We start from the raw sequence: 24561 nt of genomic DNA, 5'->3' as shown, positions 1-24561 counted from the left end.
AGAAAATATGAACGAATTTGGAAATATAGTAATATCACCTAATGTAATAAAAGATATAGTAGTGGAAGTACTAAAAAATGTTGAAAATGTTGTAGGTGTTAGTGACCCAGAAATAAAAACAAAAATTACTAACTTATTCAAACAAGACAGTAAGAAAAGTTTGGAAGTTGAAATGGGAGAAACTGAATGCGTTATTGATGTTTCAATATGTGTTGTATATGGAAGTAAAATAAAAGAAGTTGCTCAAAATGTACAAAAGGCAATTAAAGAAAAAGTAGAAGAATTAGCTGGAGTAGATGTTAGAGAAATAAATGTAGTTATCGAAAAAGTTGAAAAGGTTGATGAAGAATAGGAGGCAACAATGTTTAAATGGATATCACGTATAATTAATACATTACTTTTATTATCCCTAATATTAGTACTATACTTTTTAGTAGTTAATCCAAGTCTAATAACTTATATATTAGATGAATGTTCTATGGAACTTTCAAATGATGCAATAGCAAGATTTGGACTTGAAATAGCAATAGTAGTCTACTTATTAATACTAATATTCTCATTATTAGAAAAAGTATTTAAAAAGAAAAAATCAGTTGTAATTAAGGGTTCTAATGGTAATATTGAAGTTACATTAAAAACACTAGAAGAAGTTTCAAAGAATTTCTTAGAATCAAAAAATATTGTAAAGCAAGCAAAAGTAGTTGCTAAAAGAACAGTTAATGGTGCTATTATTAACGCAAGTATAGAAAACTTTAAAACTGATGAAATGAATAGCAAATTAGACTTAATTAGTAAGGAACTAGAAGAGTATATAAAGAAGATGTTAGGTCTAAATGTTAAAAAAATTAATTTGAGTATAAGTAAGGTTAATAATCAAGAAGTTGTTGAAGAAATTAAGTCTACTAATGTAGAAGAAAAAATAAGTAGTGAAAATGATAATATAGAAGAATTAGATTAGGATAAAAATGGAACAAAGAAAAATTAGAGAAGAAATATTTAAAATATTATTTGAACATGAAATAGTTAACGCAGATGCTAAAACTAGATCTAAAGAATTTTTAGAAGTTAATAAGTTAAGTAAGTCTAAAGAAGAATTTTTTGTAAAATATATAGATGGTTATCTTGAAAATGAAAAAGATTTAGTTGTAAATATTAAAAAACACCTAAAAGGTTGGACATATGAAAGACTAGGTGTAGTAGAAAAGGTACTTTTAAAGATGTCATTTTATGAAATAGTAAATTGTAAAATTGGACATGAAATAGTAATAAACGAAGCAGTAGAAATAGCTAAAATTTATGGAGATGTAAAAACTAAGAATTTCATAAATGGAATTTTAGCAGATTTAGTTGAAGAAATGAGATAAAATGGAAAAATATATAGTTTTTTCAAATGAAGAAGAGACTTACAAGAAGATAGCTAATATAGACGACGAAATTGATACAATAATATTAGATTTAGGGGATTTAGATATAAATCCCCCATTCTTAATTTATTTATTAAAAGTATTCAGACTTGTAAAATCAAAAAATATGGATATAGCCTTCATATCAAAAGAAGTATTTACGGCAGAAATGAATAAGTATTTTAGAGTGTTTCAAACCTTGGAAGAATACAATAAGATAAAGATATTTTCTTCTTTTGTCGTAAAGTTATACATCGATAACAGCTATACTAGAAACCTATTAAGAAATCTTTTTGTTACTAACGGTTTTCAGACTAAAGAAAGAAAAGAAGAAAGATTTTTAAATAAGGAACACGATAGCTTAGATAAGGATATATATATAATAAATTTTGAGAAATATCAGGAAGAAAAGCTTGAAGAAATACAAAAGATAAAAAAGAAAAATCCTAATAGTAAGGTAATACTTTTAATTAATAAGGTAACAGCATATAAGGCGTTAAGAACTGTAAAAATGGGTGTAGATAGTATAATAGAAAAACCTATTAACACAGATGAAATATTAGCCAGTGTAAAAAATCTTTCAATGCAATCACAGTTAAGAGCAGAAAATATAGCGTTAAATAATAAGATTAAAGGGCTATACAAAAATCTTGAAAAGGAATTAGCTCTTGCAAATGATATACAAAAGAAACTTATGCCTCCAGAAAAGATTAATTTTAAGGGATATAATATAGAATATATATTTAGTCCATCACAAAAAATAGGAGGAGACTTTTGTGACATATTTAAAATAGATGAGGATAAGATAGCTGTAGTTTTTGCAGATATATCAGGACATGGAATACCAGCTGCCCTACTATCAACAATGCTAAAAGCTGTTATACACTCAGAATTCAAAAACTATATGAACATAGAAGACTTAATGAGTCTTTTGAATGAAAGAATAAATAAGATATTTCCTATGGGTAAATTTGCAAGTATGTTTTACATCTTACTTAATACAAAAGAAAATACCATAAGCTACTGTAAAGCCTCACAAGAACCAGCACTTTTAATACATGATAATAAGGTGGAAGAATTACAGACAGAAGGGCAAGTTTTAGGAGTATTTTCTAAAGAGGATTTCCCAGACTTAGTTAACTTTGAGGTTAAAACTAGAAGCTTTTCAAAAGATGATGTAATACTTTTGTATACTGATGGAATAACTGAAGCTGTTAAAGATGATAAGCTATATGGTTTTGAAAGACTAAAAGAAAACTTTTTAAAGAAAAGAAATAATATACTAGCTTTAAAAGATACATTAGATACATATACACTTGAAGATGACTTAACATTACTTACTATTTGGAGAGATCATGAAGATATATAGAATAAAAGGTATGAGTTGTAGTGCTTGTGCTGTGAAAATAGAAGAAGGCCTAGAAAAATATGGTGTTAGGGCTAAAGTTAATTTTGTTTCTGAAAAACTTGTAGTAGAAGATGATAATAGTGTAGATATTGTTAATATTGTTTCTAAGCTAGGATATGAATTGATTAAAGACAATGAGAATATAGAGGAAAAAGAAGTTAATTTACTTCCTATTGGAATAATAGCTATTATAGTTCTAATTTTAGCTATGTTTCATATACAAAATAGTGAGTATGTACAGTTAATATTAAGCTTAATTGTACTTATCTTATCAAGGGATATATTGCTAATTGGTGTAAAAAGTATATTTAAACTAACATTTACTATGTACTCACTAATTAGTTTGGGAGTATTAATTTCTTTTTTGTATAGTGTATTTAATTTGAAAAACAATCTAATATATTTTGATGGTATTTGTATGACCATATTCATAGTACTATTAGGAAAAAAGATAGAAAAAAGATTGAAGAAAAATACTAGTAAGGCTATAGAAAATTTAACTAATATTATACCCATTAAAGAAAATATTGAAATAGGGACTGTACTAAGTTTAAATAAAGACATGGTTGCAAGTTTTGATGGGAAGATAATAGAAGGTTATGGAATCTTTGATGAAAAGTTAATAACAGGTGAGAGCAAGCAAAAGATAAAAAGAGAAAATGATAGAGTTTATGCAGGCTGTAAGTTAATAGATGGTAGTATTAAATATGTGGTTGATATTAAAAAAGAAGATATGGTGATTTACAAGATAAAAAATATGTTGGAATTAGCATGTGAAATTCAATCTCCCATTACAAATTTTACAGACAAGGTAACAAAAATATTTGTACCTACGGTAATTTTAATAGCCATTGTAACATATATATTAGGTAGAAGTATAAATAATGCAATATGTGTTCTTTTAATTTCTTGTCCTTGTGCAATAGGGTTATCCATCCCTATATGCCTTGTTGTTACAATAGGTAGCTTAGCAAAAAAGAATATCTTAATTAAAGATGGAAGTGCAATATTAAATGCAACTAGAATAGATAAGATAGTTTTTGATAAGACTGGGACTTTGACTAAAGGGAAACCAAGTATAAAGGACATTGAGATATTACAAGAAGATATAGATATTGTGTATAATATGGAAAAAAACTTATCACATCCACTAGCAAAGGCAATTAAAGAATATCTAAAAAGAAAATATGTAGTTGAGGATAAGGATATTAAGGTTAGAAATTACCAAGGTCTAGGTGTAGGGTATTCAGATTATCTTGTAGGTAGCATAAATCTTTTAAAAAGAAAAGGTATAGATGTAAGTGAAATAAATAATAAATATGATGACTTGTCAAAAGAAGGTAAAACTGTTATACTAATATCTAAATACAAAGAAATTAGAGGTTTAGTTACATTAATTGATGATATTAATGACAATACCCCTTTATTTATTAATTACTGCAAAGAAAATCACATAGATACAAGTATACTAAGTGGTGACAATATGTATACTACAAGATATATTGCAGATAAACTAGGCATAGAAAAATATGCCTTTGAGGTTTTGCCGTATAATAAGAGTAGGTATATTGAAAATATTCTTGAAAAGAATAAGGTTGTAGCTATGGTAGGTGATGGGATAAATGATATAACGGCAATTAATAGTGCTGATATAGGGATAGCTATTAATAATGGAGCTGTACCTACATTAGAAACTAGTGATGTTGTAATAAATGATTTAATGGATATACCTGTATTGCAGGAGTATAGCAAACTTTGTCTTAAATATATTAAAGAAAATCTTTTCTTTACTTTGATATATAATATATTTGGGATAATGATAGCAACAGGAATATTCGGTATACAATTAACGCCCATGATAGCGTCTATGTGTATGATATTGAGTTCAATATCAGTGCTTTTAAATACATTAAGATTAAAAAGGAGTTGTAATAGATGAGAGAAAAAATATTAATTATTGATTATGGTTCACAATATAGCCAATTGATTGCAAGAAGAATTAGAGAAATGGAAGTGTACTGTGAAATCACATCAAGAGTTGATGTTAGTAAGATAGGAAATGATGTAAAAGGAATAATTTTTTCAGGTGGACCAGCTTCAGTGTATGAAGAAAACTCACCTAGTATAGATAAAAAAATATTTAGTTTGAATATACCAATATTAGGAATATGTTATGGTATGCAATTAATTACATATTTAAATGGTGGAATGGTTGAAAAGTCAGATAAGAGAGAATTCGGTAAGGCAACATTAGAAATTATTGAAGAAGAAAATCCACTATTTAAAGGTGTTCCGAAAGAGTCATTAGTTTGGATGAGTCATGGAGATCATATTACAAAAATGGCACAAGGATTTAGAACTATCGCTAAAACAAGCTCATCTAATGCAGCAGTTTGTAATGATGATAAGGTATATGCATTGCAATTCCATCCAGAAGTGCTTCACTCACAATATGGTAAAAATATGATAGAAAACTTCGTATTTGATATATGTAAGATAGAAAAAAACTGGAAAATGGGAGATGTAATAAAGGAAAAGATAGAGGATATAAAGAAAAAAACTAATGGACAAAAAGTCCTATTAGGTCTATCTGGAGGAGTAGATTCATCTGTTGCAGCATTATTGATTAATAAGGCAATAGGAGATAAGCTAGTTTGTGTATTCGTTGATACTGGCCTATTAAGAAAAGATGAAGCAATAAAGGTAAAAAAACAATATGAAGGTATAGATGGATTTAATATAGTCTTTGTGGATGCTAGAAAGAGATTCTTAGAAAAATTAAAAGGTGTAGTAGAACCTGAAGAAAAAAGAAAGATAATAGGTAAAGAGTTCATAGAAGTATTCAATGAACAAGCTAAAAAATTACAAGAAGAAAAAGAAATTAAGTTCTTAGCACAAGGAACTATATACCCTGATGTAATAGAATCAGCTAGTGAAGATGGTTTATCACATACTATTAAATCACACCATAATGTTGGAGGTTTACCAAAAGACTGTAAATTTGAATTAATAGAACCTTTAAGAAACTTATTCAAAGATGAAGTAAGAAGACTAGGTAAAAATTTAGGACTACGTGATGAGTTAATAAAAAGACATCCATTCCCAGGGCCTGGTTTAGGTATTAGGGTAATAGAAGAAGTTACAGAAGAAAAAGTTAGACTATTACAAGAAGCAGATAATATATTTATAGAAGAATTAATAAAAAATGATCTATACGACAAGGTAAGCCAAGCATTTGTAGTGCTATTACCTGTTAAAACAGTAGGTGTTATGGGAGATGTTAGAACATATGAATATGTAGTAGCGATAAGATCAGTAAATACTATTGACTTTATGACTGCAACATTCTCAAGACTACCATATGAATTTTTAGAAATAGTTTCAAATAGAATAGTTAATGAAGTTAGAGGAGTAAATAGAGTAGTATACGATATTTCATCTAAGCCTGCTGCAACAATTGAGTGGGAGTAGAAAAAAGGAGATAAGTATGAAAAGTTTAAAGTGGTGTATGTGGTATATCATAGCTACATGTATTTGGTTAGTAATATTCCCTGTAACAGGAATAACTGCGTGGGCTTTTATGATTAGTGGACCACTTACAATATTTTTGAGTATTGTGAAATTTGTGCTTGAATTGCTGAAAATAGACTTACATTGGTTAAATAATGCTAGCATTAGTTTAGGAGTTTACCCTGACCTAATCATTTCTTTAACTGTTGGAGTTTTACTAACCGTTATTGGAATATTGCTATGGATACTTACTAAGAGAATATATCAATGGTTATGCTCAATAAAGCCTAAAAATTATTAGTAAAATGCTATCTTTTATGATGAATTAAATCATAGGAGGTGGCATTTTTTTAATTGTATAATTAAATGACGAAAAAGTATAAAAAACAGGTAGATATGTTATCATATAATTTGTAAACAAATGAGCAGATGCATCATGGAGAAGCTAGCAAGAATAATCTGTATGTGAGAAAACTATATACAACTTCATAAATAAAGGCGTATTAGAGCCATATGGAGTTAATAAGAATAATTTGCTATACAAGTATAGGGTTAAGAAAAAACTCAAAAAGAAGTAGTTAGAGTATTTGATGGAATAGAAGCTAAAATAGGATATTTAACATTTAAAAAGCTCTTTAGTTGTTTATTATTAGATAGAGGAAGTAAATTTTTAAAAGTGAATGAAATATGCTATAGCAAAGAAAAATTAAGAAAAAAAACTAAAATATTTTATTGTGATTCAAAAAGTCCAACACAAAAATCAAATATAGAGAATATATATTTAATGTTAAGAAGAGTATATCTAAAAGAAAAAAGTTTAAAGAAAAAGAAATATAAAGGGGAAACCCCTAATGAAATGATTATAGAACATTATAGACTGACACTATTAAAAAAGCTATCATTAAGGGTTTATATATCTAGTGAAGTGGTACTATTACCATATATCCACTTCTAAAGAAATTATATCTAAAAAATAATAAAAAACAATAATAGGGGTCTAATATCAGATTGGAAATCACATAAGGAAAATGAGAGATAGAAAAGAAGTAATATTTTTGGTATAATTATATAAATTAAACTAAATTTGTAATGATAGAATGGGCTTGTGGACTATAAACTGATTATGATAAAAAAATATATTGGAGGTACATTTTGTGGCAGAACAAAATAAGGAAATTGTAGTAATCAATGAAGATACTATTAAGAATAAGATTTACTATATAAGAAATCAAAAGGTTATGCTTGATTTTGAACTTGCTGAAATTTACGGGTATACGACGACAAGATTTAACGAACAAGTAAAAAATAATTTGGAGAAATTTGATACTGATTTTATGTTTCAGCTGACGAAGTCAGAGTTTGAAAACTTGATATCGAAAAAATCGACATCAAGTTGGGGTGGGCGTAGAAAACTACCTTATGCTTTTACAGAACAGGGAATATATATGCTTATGACTGTATTAAGGGGAGAGCTTGCAGTTATACAGAGCAAGGCTTTAATACGAATGTTTAAGCAGATGAAAGACTTTATTATTGAAAATCAGGATTTTATCAGTTCAAAGGAATTAGTACAAATTGCTATTCAAACCAACCAAAACACAAATGATATTGCAGAAATAAAATCTAAAATGGCTACAAAAGAAGATTTGAAAAAGGTAATGGATAATTTTATAGACCCTGAAACATATAAACATTTCCTTTTGATGAATGGAGATAAGATAGAAGCTAATGTTGCTTATACGAAAATATATAAATCAGCAAAGAGAAGTATTTATGTTATAGATAACTATATAGGGCTTAAAACATTGGAACTTTTAAGGGCTGCAAGAGATAAAACTCAAATCATAGTCTTTAGTGATAATGTTAAAAATAAGGATATGCTTACAAAAAATATCTTAGATGATTTTAGAAAAGGCTATCCTAACATAGATTTGAAGTTAAAAATAGCCAGTAAAAAGTATCACGATAGATATATTGCAATAGATTATGGAACAGAAAATGAAGCCTTTTATCTTTGCGGAGCTTCATCAAAAGATGCAGGAAATAAGATATCAAGTATTACCAAGATAGAAGAATTTTCTAAAGATATGTATCATGATATGTTTAGCAAGATGTTAAATAATAAAGACTTAAAAATTTAATATATAATTATGAAAAAATCATAGCAATATGCAAGGCAGTATCTATCTTCTTTTTTATTTGAAGAAAGGAAGAAACAAATGTCAGATAAAAGAATGTTTTCACTAAAGATAGTGGATAGCGACTTATTTTTGTATATGCCACTAAGCAGTCAATGCCTATATTTTAATTTATCAATGAGGGCAAATGATGATGACTTAAAAAGTATGTAATTTAAAAAATAGTAAAAATGCTATCTTTTATGATGAATATATAAATCATAGAAGGTGTCATTTTTTATTTGAAATTAAAAATGTCAATTTACTGAGAGTCAATATATATTTTAATATACGTTTATAACTAATATCATTTAATGTATTTTTTTAGATTATATATAATAAAACCCTGTTAAAATGATGACTTAAATGGTATAATTGTTTTATCAATTACAAGTACATTTGAAATAGAAGAGGTATATTAGTATGAAAAAGTTTTTAATTAGTCTTGTATTATTATCTAGTTTAACAGCTTATTCAAAAAGTGCATTAGATTTTGATTTTGGTGATCAACAAAAAATGATTGATAGTGTAACATATGAAGAATATAAAAAATATGGTGGAGATATAATAAATTTAAAAAATTATGAATACCATAAAAAATGGAAAGATAAATGGGAAAAAATGTGTGGTTGGTGGACTGATGGTTCAAGTGTTGTAGTTAATATTAAAAAGAGAGAAAATAATGTATATAGCTATATGTTATATAAAAATAAATATTATGCAGAAATGAATGGTGGTAAAATAATCTTAAATAAAAGAGAAAAAGATTTTAAAATATATAGAGATGAATTAAAGAAAAAAAATAAAACACTAGAAGAATTTATAAAAGATTTAGAAAAAAAAGGAGAAGATGTCAAGAAAAAATATAATATTTTAACATCAAATGAAACTATTTATACATATGATGAACCAGCTGCGTTACTTTCTGATGAAGAAGGCGATTTATGGGATAATTATGTGTTTACTGGTGAAAAAACACCTAAAAATCTTAAAAATAATGGAATATTATTATACATTAGTCCATTTACATTAACTAAAGATGGAAAACTTTTTTTAAAACCTTTAGATAAAGAACCAATATCATATGGAGATTTTGTATTCAAATTTGGTGAATTTAAAGATTATCAATATGATGATTACCCAACAGATAGAAAAATTAAAGGATATATTGACTATGAATTTATAGCTAATCCTTTAAGAAAAATGACAAACGAAGAAATAGAAGCATTTAAAAAGAAAAAAATTAAACACGAAGTTTTTAAAAAAGATACTGGTGAATGGGATCCATATTACTATGATGGTGCAACAAAGACTAGAATAGTAATGGATTATGTAGATTAATATAAAAAGATATCAATATGAAAGGATAAATAACCTATGAAAAAGCTAATAATGATATTAATGATGATGATAACATTTGTAGGGATGGCAACAAATAAACCTAAGGATAATTTTGATTATGATAAGTATGTTGGATACTATACATATGAAGGTGAAGAATCAACATCTAAAAAAATAGAAATAAGAAAATTAAAAAATGGAAAATATATATTGATAGATTATACATATATGTATGGTTCAGGATATAATGGAAAATTACCGTATTTTAAATTAATTTCTAAAAATGGAAAATTTTATGATAAAGATAAAATACAATATATTTTAAAAGGTGATAAATTAATTATGGATTATGGTAATGAAAAATATGCGTATAAAAAAGATTCTAAACAAGAAATAGAGGAATTTACTTCTGGTGAAGATTATAAAATAGCAAAATTTTATGATGGTGATAGCATACAATATTGATATTATTAAAAAGTGCCAAAAATATGAAAGGATAGTAACTTATGAAAAAGCTAATAATGATATTAATGATGATGATAACATTTGTAGGATTTGCATTAAATAAACCAAAGGATAATTTTGATTATGATAAGTATGTAGGATCGTATATACTAGAAGATAACTATTCAAATGATGATGATAATTATCTTGCTTTCCAAATTAAAAAAAGAGGTAACAAATACATTTTTGTTGATTTTAGAATAGGAAGCGGTTATAATAAAAAAATTTATTGTAATACATTAAAAAAACATAATGGTTCATTAATAGGGTATTTAGTTTTAACTGAAAAAAATGGTAAAATAATAGAAACAGCACCTGGAATTAGACATATATATATACGTGCAAGAGAAAAAGATATTAAATATCATTTTAGTGATTCAGATTTTCAAAATATAAAATACATCTTAAGAAAGTAATGGGTAATACATCTTACGTGAGTTTTTTTAACTCATGTAGGGTGTTTTTTTGTACATTATTATGTTGACATTACATAATAAACATAATTGTAAAATAAGTAAAATATATGTTATAATTCTTTCAAAGAAGAAATGGAGAAGAATGTGATAGTTAAACCTTTTATTAAGTGGGCAGGTGGCAAAAACCAACTGTTAAATGAGTTGGTAAAAAAGCTACCTTTTGAAAATTATAATAATATTACAAAATATGCAGAACCTTTTGTAGGAGGAGGAGCTGTTTTATTTTATATACTTAATAATTATAATATAAAAGAAGTATATATTAGTGATATAAATTCAAAATTGATTGTAACTTACAAAATGATAAAAAAAAATGTTGATGAATTAATTATTAAATTAGAAAAAATACAAGAAGAGTATCTAAGATTAGATGAAAATTCAAGAAAAATATATTATTTAGAAAAAAGAAAAGAATTCAATTTATCTAATTTAAATGATATTGATATAGCAACACTTTTTATTTTTTTGAATAAAACGTGCTTTAATGGATTATATCGTGTTAATAAAAAAGGAGAATTCAATGTTCCAATGGGTAAATATAAAAAACCATTAATTTGTGATAGAGAAAATTTAAAGCAAGTTTCAAATAAACTTAAAAATGTAAAAATAATTTGTGGTGATTATAAAAAGAGTATTAAATTTATTGATTCAGATACTTTTGTTTATTTTGATCCCCCGTATAGACCAATCAATATAACTTCTAGTTTTACAGCTTATACAAAAGATAGTTTTACAGATAATGAGCAAATAGAATTAGCAAAATATATAGATAAGTTAACAGAAAAAGGAGCGAAGATTATGCTTAGCAATTCAGATCCTAAAAATGTTAACAAAAATGATGCTTTTTTTGATGAACTCTATAATAAGTATAATATATTTAGAGTAAAAGCTAAAAGAACTATAAATAGTAACGCAAGTTCAAGAGGAGAAATTGATGAACTTGTAATAATAAATTATTAAAAGGAGAAAAATGGAGAGAGATTTTGATAAATGGTTTGAAACTTTTATAGAAAGTATATCAAGTTATGATTATTACATTAATTTTAAAAAAGTGTATGAAAATGTTTCTGACATTGAAATAAAATTAAATTTATTAAATTATATGGTAGGAAAGCCAAATATAGAAGAAGTCTTTGTTGAAATAATAAAAAAATATCCAGAATGTTTAGAATGTATCCCAATTTTATTGGCAGTAAGAAATAAAGAAATTAAAATTTTTGAAAATGAAGAAGTGATAGAGTATAATTTCGATAGAAAAGATGAAAATATTGAAAAATTTAAATATTTTATGAAGAGGTCAGGTTTATTTAATTTAATTTCAAAACATTGTATAAATAATTTAGTTGACTACGTTTTAGGTGTTGAAGTTGGGCTAGATTCTAATGGAAGAAAAAATCGTGGTGGGCATTTAATGGAAGATTTAGTAGAAGGATATTTAATAAAAAGTGGACTAAAAAAAGATGTAACATATTTTAAAGAAATGAAGATTTCTAAAATAGAGGGGAAATGGGGTTTAGATTTATCAGCAATTTCTAATAAAGGTAAAACAGAAAAAAGATTTGATTTTGTAATTAAAGGTGAAAATAAAGTTTATGGAATAGAAACAAATTTTTACTTTAATAATGGTAGTAAGTTAAATGAAACAGCTCGTAGCTATAAAACTATTGCATTAGAGTCAAATGAAATAGAAAAATTTGAATTTGTTTGGATAACTGATGGTTATGGTTGGAAAGGTGCAAAAAATAATTTGATAGAAACTTATGAAATTATGGAACATTTATATAATATTAATGATTTAAAAAATGGAATTATTGAAAGGTTGAAATAAAATGCCTAAAGTAAGAAAAATTCAACCTGAAAATTTTGAAATGGAGCTAAATACACATTGGTCATTTCCTAATAGAGGTAAATGGGCAACTCATGATGCAAAATATAGAGGAAATTGGTCACCATATATTCCAAGAAATCTAATTTTAAGATATACAAAAGAACAAGACTTAATTTTGGATCAGTTTATTGGTGGTGGAACTACATTAGTAGAAGCAAAATTATTAAACCGTAATATCATAGGTGTAGATATTAATGAAAATTCATTGAATATATGTAGAGAAAAAATAAATTTTGAATTTAAAGAGTCAGATAGCAAGATTTATTTAAAAAAAGCAGATGCAAGGGATTTAAATTTTATTTTTAATGATTCAATAGATTTTATATGTACTCATCCACCGTATGCTAATATTATTAAATATAGTGATGGTATAAAAGGAGATTTATCATTATTAAAAATAGATGAATTCTTATTAGAAATGGATAAAGTTGCAAAAGAAAGTTATAGAGTTTTAAAAAAAGATAAATTTTGTGCAATATTAATGGGAGATACAAGAATAAAAGGCAATATGGTGCCTTTAGCATTTAAAACTATGAATGTTTTTTTAGAAAATGGATTTAAATTGAAAGAAATTATAATAAAAGAACAGCATAATTGCAGTGCAACAGGATTTTGGAAAACAAATAGCATAAAATATAATTTTCTATTAATAGCACATGAATACTTGTTTGTGTTTAAAAAATAGAACTAAGGATTAATTCTCGTATAAAGCAGGAGTGTATAATAAAGTGCGTAAATTATAAAAATTAAAAACTATATATTTAAATAATGGATAGATAACTGTAATCTGATAAAGAAAATAATATCATATAATGTGTTAGAATTTTATATTGGCATGGAAAAATAAAGGGTATTATTGTCACACATATTGTTTATTTAAAAGAGGAAGCACTGAGGGATAAAAAATAAAAGTTTTTGTTGCAAAGAGATTGACAAGTTATATATAAGAGGATAGAAAGACACTCTCATTTAGCTTAGTTATAATATGTGTATATTCCTAAAATGGGGCATTCCGTTAAGGTCTGCCCCATCAATTTATTTTTCTAAATCTTTAGTATTATCCTCTAGTTCTAGGAACTTATCAAAATCACTTTTGTAGAGTCTATCTTGTATAATTCTATATTTTTCAAACTCACTCTCTGCGTGTTTTTTAGCAAGAGCTGCAGATACTTTTCCAGCATCATTTAAAATTTCTTTATCCCATAATTGTAAAAATCCATTTAATCTTTTTTCCCAATCTTCCATTGTCATCGGGATATGTCTTTCTGCTTGCATTTCTGCCATGTCTAAGTAAGCAGACACTATTCTTTGCATTTGATTTAATTCTTTTTCGTTTAGATAATTTTTTGCAACTACTACATCATATTTATGAATTTTTGAATCTGGTGCTCCTTCCCAAGTTGTAAGTCCCATATTTTTAGTTTTGTGATTGGCTCTATCTACAATTAATTCAGCTGCAGTTTTTCCGTGAATTGCGTAGTGCAATTTATTTTGAATAGCTGAAAAAAATCTTTTTGTTGCTTTTGCAGATGGGTCATAGTCTAAAGATGTGGCATAAATATCTGTGATTTTTTGATAGAATCTTCTTTCAGATAATCTAATTTCACGAATTTTTACAAGTAATTTTTCGAAATAATCCTTGGTAAGTTTTGTGCCAGAATTTTTTAGTCTTTCATCATCCATTGCCCACCCTTTAATTGTAAAATCTTTTACAATTTGGTTTGCCCACTTTCTAAATTGGACGGCACGTTCATTATTTACTTTAAACCCTACTGCAATAATTGCTTGTAGGTTGTAGTGTTTTGTGTTATATGATTTTCCGTCATTTGCAGTTATTAAGTATTTCTTAATAACTGAATTTTCACCTAGTTCATTATCGTCAAATATTTTTTTTAGATGCTGATTTATTGCCGATACACTTACATCATAAAGAGCTGCCATCATCTTTTGAGTTAACCAAATATTTTCATCTTCATATCTAATTTCAATGGCTTTCTGGTCATCACCGTTAGCTGCAATAAAAGTCAAGTATTCAGCAGCAGATGATGTAATTTGAATTTCTTTTTTATCCATTTCTTTACTCATAATTTCCTCCAAGTATAAATTTCATTCTATCTTTAAACACTGGAATGCTAATCAAGAATACATTAAAATCAAATAAAAATGTTGAGATTTTTATATATAGCGATTCATGATCATAAAATTACCTAATCTTTGTATTTCTTGTTTTCTCTTTTAGCCTCCCAATAAGCACGGGTAATAGCTTCAAAAGCAGCATCTTTATCTTCGTCAGAAATTTCTTCACCTGCGAATAAAGAACTTATACCTTCTGTTAATGCTCTAGCTTTTTCCAATTCTTTTTTGCCACCCATGTTATAAACTCGATTTAAAAACTCGTCACTTTCTTCTAGGAGATAATTGTAATCACAATCCATAACTTCAGCTATTTTTTTGTAAACCTCGATATCTCTTGGGTATCTTTCTCCGTCTTCATAATGTATAAGAGTTCTTGTACTTATTCCTATCATTTTTGCAAAATCTGTTTGACTTAAATGTTCTTTTTCACGAAAATTCTTTAATCTATCCGCAAAAGCCATAACTTTAACCTCCTGATACAATACAAACTGAACTTATATTCATATTATAGCACAAACATTCAAATTTGTAAATGCGTTGTATTTGTGTGATTAGACGGAATATCGATCTAGTGAACTATTAAGAAATTCCTAATAGTTGCTCTTTATTTTTATTCATTTCTTTATTCATAATTATTTTCGAGTATAAAAGTAAAAAAAAGCAAAGCACGCTTGACAAAAAAAGTAAAGTGAGCTATACTAAATATGTAAAGCGAGCTTGCTATTGGAGGAAAAAATGAAAAATACAATTTCTCAATTAAGAAAACAACATAAAATAACTCAAGAAGAATTGGCAAATGAAGTTGGAGTAACAAGACAGACCATAACTTCCATTGAAACTGGAAAATATATAGCGTCACTGCCGTTGGCTTTTAAAATTGCTAAGTTTTTTGATATGAGTATTGAAGAAATATTTAGTATAGAGGAGGATGATTAATATGAACAAATTAGAAAAATATAAAAAAGAAATAGGATTTAGAATTAATATTTTACTATTATTATGTATACTAGCCTTACTTGCAGTTGTTATTGGCAATTTTTATTTAAAATATAAATTTCCATTAAAAGAAGATATGACAGATTATGTAGTAGGATTTTTTATTGGAATTGAATTAGCATGTGTATTCTATATGTCAATGTTTATTAAAGCATATAGGAATAGAGATATATTGGAAAAGATGTATATTAAAGAAACAGATGAAAGAGTGATATTAATAAAGATGAAGTCAGGAGAAAATATAATACCTATATTTTCAATGATTATTGTAATTGTTTCTTTAATTGTAGCGTATGTAAGTTATGAAGCCTTTTTAGCATTAATGATAGTCGCAATTGTACAAATAATATTTTCTAAATTATTAAAAATATATTGGTCAAAAAAGATTTAAAAAGGTATTAGACGATAGAAATTAAAAACTCTATCGTCTTTTTGAAATACAAGTTTTAGTTAAAAAACTGTATAATTAAATGACGAAAAAGCATAAAAAATATCATAGTTTATCTAGAATTGAAGATTGTTTCAGTTATGTTTTGCAAGCTTATTTTTGATGAGGGTGTTATACACTCCCTAACACAATTAAAAAAGCTATCATTAAAGGGTTTGTACATCCAGTGAAATGGTTCTATTACCATATACCATCTTCTAAAGAGATTATAATCTAAAAAAATAATAAAAAAGCAATAAGGGTGGGTCTGCTTTCAGATTGGAAACTACATTTATGTAAAAAAACTATATTTTAAAATAAAAAAATGATATAATTTGTATATAAATTGGTGGAGGGGTTATAATGGTAAATTCAAATGAAAGAAAACTAAATTTAAGTGGTTGGTTATTGGAAAAAAATATTGTTGCATATAATTCTCCACTAAAATTACAAAAATTTTTATTATTTTATGAATTAATGAGTAAGGTTAATGGAGAAAAAACAGATTTTACTTATTTAAAAGGATATCAAAAAGGACCAGTATTTAGTGTGGTTTGGGGAGATTATACTAAAGATAGAAATCAATTCAATTCATTAGCAAGATCTACATATATGAAAAATAAAAAAAATATAAATGAAAGAATAGCTATTATATGTAATTATTTAGTTTCAATTCTTAATGAAATTGAATTATCTGAATTAACACATAAACTTAATTTATGGAGTAATAAAGAAAACTTAATTAATTCTGGTTATAAACAAGTTGAATTAAGTGAATCGGATTTCGATGATAGAGATAAAAAAATGATTGAAACATTAGAAAAAATGTATTCTATAGAAGAAATTGAAAATTCTATAATTGTTCCTATAAATGACATTAATTTTGTTATATCTAAAGAACAATATCCAATGTTAACAGAAACGCATTTAGATACATTACTGAAAATCGTAAAAAATGAAGAATTACATAATCCTGTTTATATAGAAATTGATGAGGAAGGAGCATTAGCAATTGATTAAAAATAGTGATGTTTTAAGAATGAAAATTCCTTATCCAAAAATAGATTCAAAATTAGCATATCAAGCACATATGTATATATGTTATAAAAAAGAATTCAATGATTATAAATTTATAAAATGTCAAACCTTAAAGCCATATATGATAGGTGAGAATAATCCAGTTAATAATTTTATAGATGAATTTCCTAATGAAAATAGAAATTCATTTACTAAACATACACGAATTGATTGTGATAAATTATTTAATACAAGTGGTGTATGGTATAGTGATAAATTATTAACTAGTATAAGAAGAGATATATGTAAGGAGTTATATGATGAATTAGAATTTAAAATAAAAAATATAGATATTTCAATCGTTAAAGTTATTGAAAAAGATTTAATAATGTTAAATAAATTCATTAGATTTATTGATGGTGTATAAATAAAAAAATAATTTATACACTTTATTTTAAAGTAATATCAAAATCTTATAATTTAATGTTAGAAGCAGTTGGTTTAGGAGGTATGTATGTTTAAAGTTAAGAAAATAAATCTTTTAATAATAGCTGGACTTATTTGGTGTGTGGCTGGTTTTAATGTTGCAAGATTAGGTATAATTTCATATATGGGTATTGAGGGTAAGTGGTATCTTTATCTTTTATCTTTCCTTATATTCCTAATATTTGGTTCAATGTTTTTTAAGATGAGTCAAAAACACACTGAAAGAATATTAAGCTATGATGACTATGTAGCATTCTGGAATTTTTTTGATGTGAAGTCATATATTATAATGATAATTATGATGGGTGGAGGAATAGGTTTAAGAGCATTAAAAATTTTGCCAGAATATTTTATTGCATTCTTTTATTCAGGCTTAGGATGTGCTCTTCTAATAGCAGGTATAATATTTATTAAAAATTGGGTATTATTAATACGAGGAGATGTATGAGTTGTTGTTTTTTACAATTCAACAACCTTAAAAGTCTATATAATTTCACTTCTTCATCTTTCTTACTTCGCTAGGGAAGATGCCCATATATCTTTTATAGTAAGTGCTGAATTTGCTAGGTGAAAGATAACCTACAGATTTTGCTATTTCTCGTATTTTTATGTCTGTGTTAATTAGTAGCATTTCTGCCATCTTCATTCTCTTTCTTTGTGTGTATTCTGTTATTGTTTGACCATATTTTTCTTTAAAAAGTTTTTTTAGCTTAGTTCCACTCATCATTGAAATTTTTTCTAAGATATTTTGAGAAATATCTTTTGAAAAATTATCATCTAAATATTTTGATACATTTTCAAGGCTTTCTTCATCATCAGGAAAAAAATTAAAATTTTTTTTATTTAGATATGTGTCAATAATAACGCTTAACCATTCATTAACTTTTGCATTGAAGAAAAATTTAGCAGCAAGAGATTCCTTTTTACAATTTAAAATATCAAAAGCAATAGGTTCTAATACTTTTGTTAGTATAGTTTGATTAGATAAAAATATTTCTGAATAAAAAGCCTTTGAATCAATATTTAAGGCTTTAAGTTTTCTTTCTAATATTTCTCTTTTAAAACCAATAGAAACAGATAAATAGTATGAATTTTCATGTAGTATAAAGCAAAAATCTTTAGCCATATTATCAAAATCAAGAGAGTATAAAGAATTAGAACTTAGAGTTTGGTAAGGGCTAAATTTCTCACCTTTTGCACTAATTAAATAGCAAGTGTATATAGAAATGTAGTTAGAAATATTATATATTTTATTTGAGATTATTTGTTTTTTTATAAAAAAGTCATGTATATCGATAATGAATTCATCGGTTTGATAAAACCAATAAACCCCTTTGATTTCTTGTGTGTCCAAATTAAAAGAGTGACCAACTCTTGAATATTTTGTATTATCTAAATTTTCATCAGTACCCATATATTTTTTTACAAAATCATAGTAATTCATATGTAACCTCCAAAATATCCTGATTAGACATTAATCCTTTTAGACATATCTAACGATAATTATTGCATTTATTATTATACAAGATATATAATAAAAGCACAAGAAAGTAAATTTCAGTCTATTTATATCATAAAGGAGGAGCGTATGTTTGTTTATAGAAAGCTTTTTTCATATATCAAAGAAAAAAAGTATTTTATACTTCTTGCAATATTTTTTTCTGTAGTGTCTGCTTTTCTAACAGTTCTTGCATATTACTACATTTATAGATTTCTATATGAACTAATAATACAAAACAAGTTAGAAAATTCAGAATATTTAGCTATAAGGACAGTTATCTTTTTGGTACTTGGGGCATTATCGTATATTGTATCGGGAGCTTTTTCTCATTTAGTAGGTTTTAGGTTAGAAACTAATTTGAGAAAAAAAGGTATAGAAGGTCTTAGTAAGTCTAGTTTTAGATTTTTTGATTTAAATCCTTCTGGAAAGGTTAGAAAGATATTAGATGATAATGCGTCACAAACGCATCAAGCTGTAGCTCATATGATACCAGATAGTTCACAAGCATTTATTATCCCAATATTAACTATAGTTTTAAGTTTTGTAGTAGGTATTAGAGTAGGTATCATTTTAGTCCTATTAATAGTAATTTGTGGTGGAATACTAGCATCTATGATGGGCGAATCAAAGTTTATTGAAATATATCAAAAATCATTAGAAAAATTAAGTGCTGAATGTGTAGAATATGTTAGAGGTATGCAAGTCATTAAGATATTTGGTATGAAAGTTAAGTCATTTAAAAACTTGTATAAGTCTATTAAAGACTACTCTAAATATGCTTATGAATATTCAAATTCTTGCAAAAAAGCATATGTTTTGTATCAATGGATATTTTTTGGTTTTGTATCAATTTTAATTATACCTATAGTCTTAATGTTACCAATTCTTGGTAATTTAAAAGTACTTTTAGTAGATTTAATAATGATTACATTTTTAAGTGGTGTTATCTTTGTATCGTTTATGAGAATAATGTGGTTTTCAATGTATATTTTTCAAGCTAATTATGCAGTTGATAGTTTAGAAAAATTGTATGAAAGTATGCAAAAAGATCAAATGGAACATGGCAGTCTAGAAAAATTTGAAAATTATGATATAGAGTTTAGCGATGTAACTTTCTCATATGATAAAAAGATGGTATTAAAAGACTTATCATTTAAGCTAGAAAGTGGTAAATATTACGCCCTAGTTGGAAGTTCAGGTTCAGGTAAAACAACGATAGCCAAACTTATTTCAGGCTTTTACAGAGTAGATAATGGAAGTATAAAGATAGGTGGAAAATCTATAGAACAATACACTAAAAAAAGCATTATAGATGCAATATCTTTTGTATTCCAAGATGCAAAATTGTTTAAAATCAGTATAATAGAAAATGTTTTACTTGCAAAAAATGGTGCTAGTAGAGAAGAAGCTATGAATGCTCTACATTTAGCTGGTTGTGATTCTATACTAGAAAAATTTAAAGATAGAGAAAATACAATAATAGGTTCAAAGGGAGTTTATCTTTCTGGTGGTGAAAAACAAAGAATAGCTATAGCACGTGCAATTTTAAAAAATTCAAATATTATTATCCTAGACGAAGCATCAGCTTCAATAGATCCAGAAAATGAATATGAACTACAAAGAGCCTTAAAGAATCTAATAAAAGGTAAGACTGTCATAATGATAGCTCATAGATTAACAAGTATTAGAAATGTAGATGAAATATTAGTAGTTGAAAATGGGCAAATTATTGAAAGAGGTAGTGACAAAGATTTAATGTCAAAGGATACAAAATACAAGAAGTTACAAGAAAAGTTTAATAGTGCAAATGAATGGAGGGTAGAACATGAAGAAGTATTATAGGGAAAAATTTGCTCTTACAGAAGATGGAGCTAATAATTTAGTAAAAGCTACTATACTCTCATTTATTATATATCTAATTAATATGTTGCCTGCAATAGTACTTATGATTTTTGCAAGAGAAATACTAGAAGGTGTAGTTGAAACAAAGAGTTTTTATGTAATATTTGCCATAGTATCACTTGTTCTATTAGGTATTTTTCTTAATCTTGAGTATGAAAAATTATATAACACAACTTATAGTGAATGTGCAAATTTAAGAATAGGAATAGCAGAGCAATTATCAGAATTGCCACTATCATATTTTTCTAGAAATAATCTATCTGATATATCACAGACTATAATGTCAGATATTAGTACTATAGAACACGCTATAAGTCACTCAATACCAAAGCTATATGCTATGTTAATGTTTTTCCCAATAATTTCAATTTTACTTTTGATTGGTAATGCGAAGATGGGTTTAGCTGTAATAATTCCAACAATATTTAGCTGTATCTTCATGCCATTATTAAAAAAGTATCAAATTTTATTAGACCAAAAAAACTTTGATGCTTTGAGAAGAAATTCAGAAAGCTTTCAAGAAAATATTGAAATGCAATTGGAAATAAAGAGCTTTAATATTGTAGAAAAGATGAAAAATATACTTTATAGTAATATGGAAGAAGGAGAAAAAGTAAAAACAAAATCTGAATTCAATATGATGTTAATAATTGCAATCTCACAAATATTTAGTTTTGTAGGTATAGCTATTGTCATACTTGTGGGTATAAGCTTAATTATTAAAGGAGAAATTAATGTTGTTTACCTTGTTTCTTATCTATTATGTGCAATAAAAATTAAAGATGTATTAGATTCTTCAAAAGAAGGCCTTATGGAAGTTTATTATATCACACCAGCGGTTAATAGAATAAAGGAAATAATGACACAAAAGCTACAAAAAGGTGTTGATACAGAACTTAGAAAATATGATATAGAATTAAAGGATGTACATTTTTCATATGATAAAGATACCGAAGTATTAAAAGGTGTAAGTTTTAGAGCTAATCAAGGAGAAGTAACAGCTATTGTAGGAGAATCTGGTAGTGGTAAAACTAGTATTTTAAGACTAATATCAAGACTTTATGATTATAATAGTGGAAAAATTTTAATAGATGGTAAAGATATACAGAATATATCAACAAAGTCATTATTTGAAAAAATTTCTGTAGTCTTTCAAGATGTCACCCTATTTAACTCAAGTATTATGGAAAATATACGTATAGGAAGACAAAATGCAACAGAAGATGAGGTAAAATTAGCAGCAAAACTAGCTAATTGTAGTGAATTTATAGAAAAACTTCCTAATGGTTATGAAACTATAATAGGTGAAAATGGATTAGAATTATCAGGTGGTCAAAGACAAAGATTATCTATTGCAAGAGCATTTTTAAAAGATGCACCCATACTTATTCTAGATGAAATTGCTGCAAATCTTGATGTGGATAATGAGAATAAGATTCAAGAAAGTCTTAATAAGTTAATAAAGAATAAGACAGTTATTATCATTTCACATAGAATGAAATCTATAGAAAATGTAGATAATATTGTAGTTATTGATAAGGGTAAGGTAGAAAGTGTTGGAACTCATAAAGAACTTTTAGAAAAATCCAAGGTTTATAAAAAATTGATAGATAAAACAAAAATGACAGAAGATTTTTTGTATTAAGATGATTTTTAACATATATTAAAAATGTATAAAATAAGCAAAAATATTGTAATAATAGTCTTAAGCGATAAAAAAATTTTAGGGAATAAAAAAGAAATGATAGAAAAATCGTAAGTTAAATTTGTAATTAAGTTTATTTGCATAATAGAAAAATCATAATATAATTAGAATGTAAATATTATATAAACTTAGGAGGAGTTATGTATACATTTATTTTATCATTAGTAATCCTTATACTAGGTTATGTCTTCTATGGAAAATATGTAGACAAAGTATTTGGTTCAGATAATAGTAGACCAACACCAGCAATAGCTCAACCAGATGGTGTTGACTACGTTCCATTATCAACATTTAAATCATTATTTATTCAATTTTTAAACGTAGTTGGTACAGGACCAATATTCGGTGCAATAGCAGGGGTTATGTTTGGTCCTATGGCATTTGTATGGATAGTATTAGGATGTATATTCGCTGGAGCAGTACACGATTTCTTTAGTGGTATGTTATCAGTAAGAATGAAAGGTGCTACAGTTGGGGAAATAGTTGGTAATAATTTGGGAGAATTTGCAAGACAAGTTATGAGAATATTCTCAATAATATTACTAGTATTAGTAGGTGTCGTATTTTTAACTTCACCAGCACAAATTTTAACAACATTAGTTTGTGGTAAGATGAACGCTAATGTATATAACATATTTATAGTAGTAATATTTGTATATTATATACTTGCAACAATTTTACCAGTTGATAAATTAATAGGAAGACTATATCCATTATTTGGTTTAGCATTATTCTTTATGGCAGTTGGTATTTCAATTTCATTAATATATATGAATGTTACTGGAAAATACTACACACCAGAAATTACAGAATTGGCAAATAAAATAAATTATAATTCTAAATTTACATTATTCCCATTCCTATTTATTTCAATAGCTTGTGGGGCAATAAGTGGATTCCACGCAACACAATCACCAATAATTGCAAGATGTATAAAAACAGAAGCAGATGGACGTAAAGTCTTCTATGCAGCAATGATAGGTGAAGGAATTGTAGCAGTAATTTGGGCAGCAGCAGCTATTACATTATTTGGTGGTACTGATCACACAATCGCTGCACACTTAACAGGACTTGCAGCAGCAGGTAAAGCACCAGTAGTAGTTAATAAGGTTGCAAAGATAACTTTAGGTAGTGTTGGTTCAGTTCTAGCAGTTTTAGGTGTTGTAGCAGCTCCTATAACTTCAGGGGATACAGCATTTAGAGGTGCAAGATTATCAATCGCTGATATGTTACATCTAGATCAAAAATCAATAAAACACAGATATATGATAGCTATACCATTATTCATAGTTGGTGGAATATTATCTCAAGTAGACTTTAATATAATATGGAGATATTTCGCATGGTCTAACCAAACATTAGCTATGATAGGATTATGGTCAGCATCTACATGGTTGATGAAACGTAAGAAGAATTACTTAATCACACTTATACCAGCTATATTTATGACATTAGTATGTATATCATATATAATAATAGCTCCAGAAGGATTTGGTAGATTCTTTGTAGACGCAAATAAGAATATAACAGCACAAGGTTCATTAATAAGCTTTATAATAGCAGCAATAGTTGCAATAATAGCTATAGTTGTATTCTTCAAATCAAAAGCAAGATGTGAAAGAGAAAATTCATATATAGAAGATTAATAATATTTAGGGCAAGTTATAAACGGCTTGTCCTAATT

General features: G+C 26.5%; 26 protein-coding genes. 23 read left to right on the top strand and 3 right to left on the bottom strand.

The annotated features are described in order from the left end of the window. Positions 1 to 7: 7 nt before the first annotated feature. From VC03_RS04650 to VC03_RS04580, 15 genes are all read left to right on the top strand, one after another. Complete coding sequence (locus VC03_RS04650) at positions 8 to 352, top strand: Asp23/Gls24 family envelope stress response protein (protein WP_046328884.1); 345 nt, start codon at positions 8 to 10, stop codon at positions 350 to 352. Positions 353 to 361: 9 nt separating this feature from the next. Beyond that, a complete protein-coding gene (gene amaP / locus VC03_RS04645; protein WP_046328883.1) occupies positions 362 to 958 on the top strand; it encodes an alkaline shock response membrane anchor protein AmaP in 597 nt (198 codons plus the stop codon). Between the two features lie 7 nt (positions 959 to 965). Beyond that, entirely contained in the window at positions 966 to 1364 is a 399-nt protein-coding gene (nusB, locus tag VC03_RS04640) for a transcription antitermination factor NusB (RefSeq protein WP_046328882.1), read from the top strand. Position 1365: 1 nt separating this feature from the next. Beyond that, positions 1366 to 2772 carry a PP2C family protein-serine/threonine phosphatase gene (locus VC03_RS04635; RefSeq protein ID WP_046328881.1) on the top strand — a complete coding sequence of 469 codons (1407 nt, stop codon included), beginning with the start codon at positions 1366 to 1368 and terminating at the stop codon, positions 2770 to 2772. Continuing rightward, complete coding sequence (locus VC03_RS04630; protein WP_046328880.1) at positions 2759 to 4750, top strand: heavy metal translocating P-type ATPase; 1992 nt, start codon at positions 2759 to 2761, stop codon at positions 4748 to 4750. Before VC03_RS04635 ends, VC03_RS04630 begins: the two co-directional genes overlap by 14 nt. Further along, positions 4747 to 6282 (top strand): glutamine-hydrolyzing GMP synthase, encoded by a 1536-nt coding sequence (guaA, locus tag VC03_RS04625; RefSeq protein ID WP_046328879.1) that lies wholly within the window; start codon positions 4747 to 4749, stop codon positions 6280 to 6282. Before VC03_RS04630 ends, guaA begins: the two co-directional genes overlap by 4 nt. A 16-nt stretch (positions 6283 to 6298) precedes the next feature. Continuing rightward, a complete protein-coding gene (locus VC03_RS04620; RefSeq protein ID WP_046328878.1) occupies positions 6299 to 6622 on the top strand; it encodes a hypothetical protein in 324 nt (107 codons plus the stop codon). Positions 6623 to 7475: 853 nt separating this feature from the next. Next, a complete protein-coding gene (locus VC03_RS04610) occupies positions 7476 to 8462 on the top strand; it encodes an ORF6N domain-containing protein (protein ID WP_046328876.1) in 987 nt (328 codons plus the stop codon). A 78-nt stretch (positions 8463 to 8540) separates the two neighbouring features. Further along, entirely contained in the window at positions 8541 to 8672 is a 132-nt protein-coding gene (locus VC03_RS06865) for a hypothetical protein (protein WP_257719618.1), read from the top strand. A 249-nt stretch (positions 8673 to 8921) separates the two neighbouring features. Next, the gene (locus VC03_RS04605) at positions 8922 to 9839 is read left to right on the top strand and encodes a hypothetical protein (protein ID WP_046328875.1); all 918 of its coding nucleotides are present in this window, start codon (positions 8922 to 8924) and stop codon (positions 9837 to 9839) included. 36 nt (positions 9840 to 9875) lie between these two features. Then, complete coding sequence (locus VC03_RS04600; protein ID WP_046328874.1) at positions 9876 to 10304, top strand: hypothetical protein; 429 nt, start codon at positions 9876 to 9878, stop codon at positions 10302 to 10304. Between the two features lie 41 nt (positions 10305 to 10345). Next, on the top strand, positions 10346 to 10759 hold the full coding sequence (locus tag VC03_RS04595) for a hypothetical protein (RefSeq protein WP_046328873.1): 414 nt from the start codon (positions 10346 to 10348) through the stop codon (positions 10757 to 10759). 144 nt (positions 10760 to 10903) lie between these two features. Continuing rightward, positions 10904 to 11779 (top strand): DNA adenine methylase, encoded by an 876-nt coding sequence (locus VC03_RS04590; protein WP_237223914.1) that lies wholly within the window; start codon positions 10904 to 10906, stop codon positions 11777 to 11779. 10 nt (positions 11780 to 11789) lie between these two features. Next, positions 11790 to 12647: a type II restriction endonuclease gene (locus VC03_RS04585; protein ID WP_046328871.1), complete on the top strand. Its 858-nt coding sequence runs from the start codon at positions 11790 to 11792 to the stop codon at positions 12645 to 12647. Between the two features lies 1 nt (position 12648). Continuing rightward, positions 12649 to 13392, top strand: coding sequence for a TRM11 family SAM-dependent methyltransferase (locus VC03_RS04580; protein WP_046328870.1), 744 nt, complete (start codon positions 12649 to 12651; stop codon positions 13390 to 13392). Positions 13393 to 13742: 350 nt separating this feature from the next. Here VC03_RS04580 and VC03_RS04575 read toward each other — a convergent pair whose 3' ends face one another. Both VC03_RS04575 and VC03_RS04570 read right to left on the bottom strand, forming a co-directional pair. Continuing rightward, positions 13743 to 14792 carry a virulence RhuM family protein gene (locus VC03_RS04575; RefSeq protein ID WP_046328869.1) on the bottom strand — a complete coding sequence of 350 codons (1050 nt, stop codon included), beginning with the start codon at positions 14790 to 14792 and terminating at the stop codon, positions 13743 to 13745. Between the two features lie 122 nt (positions 14793 to 14914). After that, the gene (locus VC03_RS04570; protein WP_046328868.1) at positions 14915 to 15304 is read right to left on the bottom strand and encodes a helix-turn-helix domain-containing protein; all 390 of its coding nucleotides are present in this window, start codon (positions 15302 to 15304) and stop codon (positions 14915 to 14917) included. A gap of 274 nt (positions 15305 to 15578) precedes the next feature. Between VC03_RS04570 and VC03_RS04565 the strand changes: the two genes are divergently transcribed. From VC03_RS04565 to VC03_RS04545, 5 genes are all read left to right on the top strand, one after another. Next, positions 15579 to 15779 (top strand): helix-turn-helix transcriptional regulator, encoded by a 201-nt coding sequence (locus tag VC03_RS04565; protein WP_012994121.1) that lies wholly within the window; start codon positions 15579 to 15581, stop codon positions 15777 to 15779. Between the two features lies 1 nt (position 15780). Next, complete coding sequence (locus VC03_RS04560; RefSeq protein ID WP_046328867.1) at positions 15781 to 16230, top strand: hypothetical protein; 450 nt, start codon at positions 15781 to 15783, stop codon at positions 16228 to 16230. Between the two features lie 399 nt (positions 16231 to 16629). Further along, entirely contained in the window at positions 16630 to 17286 is a 657-nt protein-coding gene (locus VC03_RS04555) for a hypothetical protein (RefSeq protein WP_046328866.1), read from the top strand. Continuing rightward, on the top strand, positions 17279 to 17710 hold the full coding sequence (locus VC03_RS06605; protein ID WP_052727704.1) for a hypothetical protein: 432 nt from the start codon (positions 17279 to 17281) through the stop codon (positions 17708 to 17710). Before VC03_RS04555 ends, VC03_RS06605 begins: the two co-directional genes overlap by 8 nt. An 87-nt stretch (positions 17711 to 17797) precedes the next feature. Then, on the top strand, positions 17798 to 18217 hold the full coding sequence (locus VC03_RS04545; protein WP_046328865.1) for a hypothetical protein: 420 nt from the start codon (positions 17798 to 17800) through the stop codon (positions 18215 to 18217). Between the two features lie 45 nt (positions 18218 to 18262). Here VC03_RS04545 and VC03_RS04540 read toward each other — a convergent pair whose 3' ends face one another. Continuing rightward, positions 18263 to 19213 (bottom strand): helix-turn-helix transcriptional regulator, encoded by a 951-nt coding sequence (locus VC03_RS04540; RefSeq protein ID WP_046328864.1) that lies wholly within the window; start codon positions 19211 to 19213, stop codon positions 18263 to 18265. Between the two features lie 144 nt (positions 19214 to 19357). Here VC03_RS04540 and VC03_RS04535 point away from each other — a divergent pair, with 144 nt between their 5' ends. The 3 genes from VC03_RS04535 to VC03_RS04525 all read left to right on the top strand — a co-directional run bounded on the left by VC03_RS04535 (position 19358) and on the right by VC03_RS04525 (position 24523). Then, positions 19358 to 21112: an ABC transporter ATP-binding protein gene (locus VC03_RS04535; protein WP_046328863.1), complete on the top strand. Its 1755-nt coding sequence runs from the start codon at positions 19358 to 19360 to the stop codon at positions 21110 to 21112. After that, a complete protein-coding gene (locus VC03_RS04530; protein WP_046328862.1) occupies positions 21096 to 22817 on the top strand; it encodes an ABC transporter ATP-binding protein in 1722 nt (573 codons plus the stop codon). The genes VC03_RS04535 and VC03_RS04530 overlap by 17 nt, the downstream gene beginning before the upstream one ends. A gap of 200 nt (positions 22818 to 23017) precedes the next feature. Continuing rightward, positions 23018 to 24523 carry a carbon starvation CstA family protein gene (locus tag VC03_RS04525; RefSeq protein WP_046328861.1) on the top strand — a complete coding sequence of 502 codons (1506 nt, stop codon included), beginning with the start codon at positions 23018 to 23020 and terminating at the stop codon, positions 24521 to 24523. The last annotated feature ends 38 nt before the right edge of the window (positions 24524 to 24561 follow it).

It is taken from the genome of Sneathia vaginalis (assembly GCF_000973085.1).
Taxonomy (GTDB): Bacteria; Fusobacteriota; Fusobacteriia; order Fusobacteriales; family Leptotrichiaceae; genus Sneathia; species Sneathia vaginalis.
Note: the sequence above shows the minus strand (reverse complement) of the source record. Positions and strands in the feature narration are given on the sequence as shown.